Raw genomic sequence first — 4,885 nt, forward strand, 5'->3', positions numbered from 1 at the left:
ATGCAGCTTGAAGACCGCTCACAATTTTACAGAGCACTGTAAGAACTCAAAATAAAGAGCTACGCTAACTGAGCGGCTTCTTTTAAGGGACAGACTCCAGATTTAAGGGGCCTAGCCGAGTTTACCGTAAATCGGCATTGTCGCTGTAGAGGTTAACATATAAATCGAGAAAACCCAACTGTATAACGACATTCCCTGCAATTGTGTTGTAATCGTCGGCATGGCCGTTGAGACGATAGTCTGATCAATCGATGATGAAATCAGCCCCAATAACAGCCCCGTCGAGATCAAGCCTATATTCGGTTTAGTTGTTGACATTTCTTCACGCTCCAATACTCGAAACAAACGAGGATTGTTCTCCATGGAAGGTTAACGTCAATGTGTGCATAGCTCTCGTGCACGCAATATACAACAGGCTTCTGTCCATTTTCGTCATATAATTCGATACGTCAACAAACGGCACGATCACATGTTCGAACTCCAAGCCTTTTGCCATATGGCACGAAGTTACCATAATCCCCTCATGAAACTGGTCGCTACTAAAATCGAGCAAATAGATATCCTTGTGAATATCTGTGATTTCTCCATAAATCCGCTTGGCTTGAGCTTGCGTCTTACAAACGATGCCTAATGATCGATGATCAGAATCCAGAAATTCCGTTATCGCTTGTTTCACATCTGTCAATTCGCCGGCCCAACTTTCGGATTTTTTGATCCGGGGGAGAAGGCCATGGCGTTCAATCGGAACGATCTTGCTGTTCGGGTTGATTTGCCGGGCAAAGTTAATGATTTCAATCGTCGAGCGGTAGCTCTTTAATAGTTCAACCGTATCCGCTTTGGGAAAAACCTTTTGGATCTCAGTTATCGATGATGAGGAGTAAGGATTGACGGATTGGTTGCTGTCTCCCAAAACCGTCTTCTTGCAGGTGAACAGAAGGGAGAGAACGGCGTATTGAACGGGGGTATAGTCTTGCATTTCATCCACCAATAAATGTTTTACGGAATCGAAACTTTTCGCTCCTTCAACAAGAATCTTCAGATATACGAGTGGGAAAACATCGGAAAACTCTAGCATCCTCGCTTTTTTCAGCTTCAATAATTCCGGTTTGCCTATAAAATGATAAAAATCTTTATAAATCGCAAGCAGATTCAGGGATTTAAACATCCTTTTGATGTCCGTTTTGATTTTTTTGACTGCGGCTGGCCTTAACCTTCCGCCATTCTCATCCCTTGCGCTTCCTGCAATGACCGTAGCTGTTTTCTCCAGTTTTTGCTTGATCGGCACGTTTCCGGCAGCTTGATATGCTCTTATAATATCCGCTTTTCCAATTCTCGTATCTTCGATGATCAATTCGACAGGTGTAAAATCGTTCTCGCGAATATGCGCAGCAAAGCGATCCAATTCATGCACGAAATCCATGGTCGCTTTGTACTTGATGCGCTCAATCAAGGGTTCGTTCCTCGAATCGGTAAGCTCCGTCACCTGTTCGTTGAAGGTCTGGAATTCGAATACACCCTCCAGTTCTCTAGCAGCCAACTCCTCAAAGCCGAATTGTACTATGTTTTCTTCACCTAGTTCCGGCAGCACGTTGGAAATATAATTGGCAAAAACTTTGTTCGGAGAAATGATAAAAATGTTATCAGACGTTAACGTTCCTTTGAACCTGTACAGTAAAAAGGCGACACGGTGCAACGCGACCGAGGTTTTTCCAGAGCCGGCTACGCCTTGAATGATCAGCTCGTGGGAATATTCGTTTCGAATAATGACGTTTTGTTCCTTCTGAATGGTTGCGACAATATTTCGCATTTTCTCGTCCGACGTTTGGCTGAGTTCTTTTTGCAGTACCTCGTCATTGATGTTCATTGAGCTTTCAATCATGTATTCCATAACCTGGTCTTTAATCTTGAACTGTCTCTTTAAACCGATCTCTCCTTCGATCATTCCTGCGGGTGCCGAATAAGAAGCTTCCCCGACATTAAAATCGTAAAACATGCTAGCGATTGGTGCGCGCCAATCATAAATCAGGTTTTCCTGGCTGTCTTCTTCGTTGAATGCGTATACCCCAATATAGTAAGCGTCTCTCTCCGCGCGTCCGTCGGGAACGAAATCCACTCTACCGAAATAAGGGGCTTCCACTAATTTACGGAGTCTTTTCTGTTTATCGACAGCCTTTTCCCCATGATCGATGGTGAGCGAGATTTCAACCCTGTTAGCCGCTCTCTCCGCCGGATCGAGCCCGGCCATGTTATCCCAGACGTATTTCTTGGCTTCGATGACTTCATGATGTGTAGTGCTTATTTTGTTGTCCAACAGTCGAATCGCTTTTTTCAGCCTGGATACAATGGTGCCGAGATATTGCCTTTCTTCCGCTTCCGTTTGATTCACGATCATCGTTATCCCTCTTCTCCATTAAGATCACTCCAAAGTATAGAGAAATTGGAAGAAAAATATAGACTTATATTTTCCTTTGTAGTATTATATTTTTATCGTGGGTCCAAAAAACGGCATACGAAGCATAACGTTTTACAATTGATAATGCATAAAAAAACCAAGTTCCTGATCATCAGGCCTTGGTTTTCTTGGTGTGACCTCATATATACTCATTTAAGCGATACTCCCACACCTCATTATCGAACCATCAATAATACACACTCCACATGTGTGGAGTAGGCAGAGTCAACACATGATACTTCAATAATATGGGATGGTATACACCGTTGTTATCCCCGACACCCAACGACTCATCAGAACTACAGATTCCGCGCCAGAGAAAAATAACGCTCGGGATTGCGATCCCGAGCGTCATTCAATCATTGAATTTCATAGGTTTGGTTTAGATAAGTTCTGATTTCTGCAGAAGTCTCCGCACGATGGAAGCTACCTCCGCTCTTGTGATGCTGGCTTTCGGAGCTAGCTTCGTTTCGCTTCTGCCCGATACGATGCCGGCTTGTACCGTTTCGGCTACACCGGCTTGTGCCCACTGGGATACCTGAGCGGCATCTAAGTATGGACTGAGTACGGCGTCATTCGAGGTTTCGGCTAATTTCGCTTGCAAATTCGTAATCGCCATCGCTTTGGCGATGATCGCCATAGCTTGTTCACGCGTGATTTTATCCTTCGGCCGGAAGGTCCCATTTTCGAATCCGTTGATCAAATGATAGGAAACCGCAGTTTTAATCGCGCTTGCATACCAATCCGTCTCTTTCACATCAGAGAACGACGAAGCGCCCATCTCCAAGGAGAGACCTAATCCGCGTACCAGAATCGCCACAAATTCAGCTCGGGTAATTGCCTCGTCAGGATTGAACTTATCCCCGCCAATTCCGCTTACAATCATCCTCGATCCCATATCGTTGACGGCTTCTTTCGCCCAATGGTTCGCAACGTCCTGGAATTCGATCGGATGCCAGACGACGGAGTAGACGCTATTGGTCAAGCTATTGATCTTGACATAATATTTGCCGTCAATCAGAACGAGCTTGGTCGGGACGTGACGAACCGTTCCGTCAGGGTCCACGACGACCCCTGTCGTAATCTTATTCGGATCCACGCCGTCAGGAATCGCAATCGTTCGTTCCACATAAGCATTGAACTTCGATACTTCAACCGAATTCTCGCCATAGGAAGCTCTGATCGTAAATTCAACCGGCTGAACGACCAAGGTGAACGTTCCTTTTTCCGCCGTATTCTCAATAAAATGGACTGTTTCCTTCGTCGGCGCGGCAATTTCAATCTGCACCGTGATGTCTTGAAGCGCGGCCGACTTGCCAACTTGTGCGGCTATGGCGTCAATATTGATTTGTTGCGCTGGAAGCGTGTAAGTCGCTCGATCGGTTTGGATCTGGATAACGGCTTGCTTTCCTTCCATGTTTTTCACGATCTGACCGTTTAACTCGCCTATGGCGATATCGGATTGCGTGTTCACCGATATCGTGACTACAGCATGCTTGCCTTCCGCCGCCAGCATGTCCTCGATTTTTTTCTGGTCAACGATCACCGTCGTTACAGATTGATCGTTGCGTTTGGTTGTCTTTGCAGTACCTGCGCTCTCCACTTTGCCGTTGACTAATATATTCACTGATGCATCTGATTCTCGTTGATACGGTACGCTGATTCCAGCACGTGTTACTGTGATTGTATAAGTCTTCGTCGTGCTGTCCTGTGCCGTTACTTCAATCGTCACAATGTTGTTGCCGACTTCCAGCGGCACCGTTATCTCGTCGCCGCTCAACACGCTATCTTCGTTCAGAATTAGCGTTGCTGCGGCATCCTCGGTTTGCGGTGTAAACTTTATACTCGTTGTAGCATTGGAGACGTAAACCGTATAGCTCGTCTTGTTCGAAGCAAAAGCAGGTGTCAATGTTCCTTGGCTCGCTTGCAAAGAAGACAGGTTCGCATTGTTGGATCGGAACGTCACGCTCGCCGTCTGCGTCACCGTCACGCTGTCCGCCGTTACAGATGCCGTGTACGTCACCATTTCCGCCTTCGTGCTCTTCACCGTAAACGTCGCAACGCCGCTCGCGTTCGTCGTTCCTTGCGTTGTCGTAATCGCCGAGCCGCCCGTGCCTTGCGTCAGGCTCACCACTTTACCGCTTACCGGATTGCTGTTTGCATCCTTTAGCGTCACCGTTACAACCGAGCTGTCCGTACCATCTGCTGCCACTGTCGCTTTAGACGCCGTTATCGTAGATACCGATGCGCTGACGGCTCCCGGTACGAACGTCACACTCGCCGTCTGTGTTACTGTCACGCTGTCCGCTGTTACGGCTGCTGTATACGCCACCGCTTCCGCCTTCGTACTCTTCACCGTAAACGTCGCCACACCGCTCGCATCCGTTGTTCCTTGCGTCACGGTGATCATCGAGCTGCCTGTTCCTTGCGTCA

At 47.0% G+C, this 4,885-nt stretch carries 2 protein-coding genes and 1 pseudogene; all 3 read right to left on the minus strand.

Annotated features, from left to right (window positions below; translation table 11 throughout):
* Positions 1-117: 117 nt before the first annotated feature.
* Positions 118-318 (minus strand): annotated as a pseudogene (locus D7Z26_RS27045) (MFS transporter); the annotation flags it as partial.
* Between the two features lie 4 nt (positions 319-322).
* Positions 323-2,392, minus strand: a complete 2,070-nt coding sequence (locus D7Z26_RS27050) for a HelD family protein (RefSeq protein WP_120980149.1) — start codon at positions 2,390-2,392, stop codon at positions 323-325.
* 442 nt (positions 2,393-2,834) lie between these two features.
* Positions 2,835-4,885, minus strand: a 2,051-nt coding sequence (locus D7Z26_RS27055) for an S-layer homology domain-containing protein (protein ID WP_233567231.1), incomplete at its 5' end; no start/stop codon positions are given.

Source organism: Cohnella endophytica (assembly GCF_003628305.1).
Lineage (GTDB): Bacteria > Bacillota > Bacilli > Paenibacillales > Paenibacillaceae > Cohnella > Cohnella endophytica.

Excerpts from the sequence above, each read along its gene's own strand:
- D7Z26_RS27050 (WP_120980149.1), bottom strand. The coding sequence starts at position 2,392 with ATGATCGTGAATCAAACGGAAGCGGAAGAAAGGCAATATCTCGGCACC.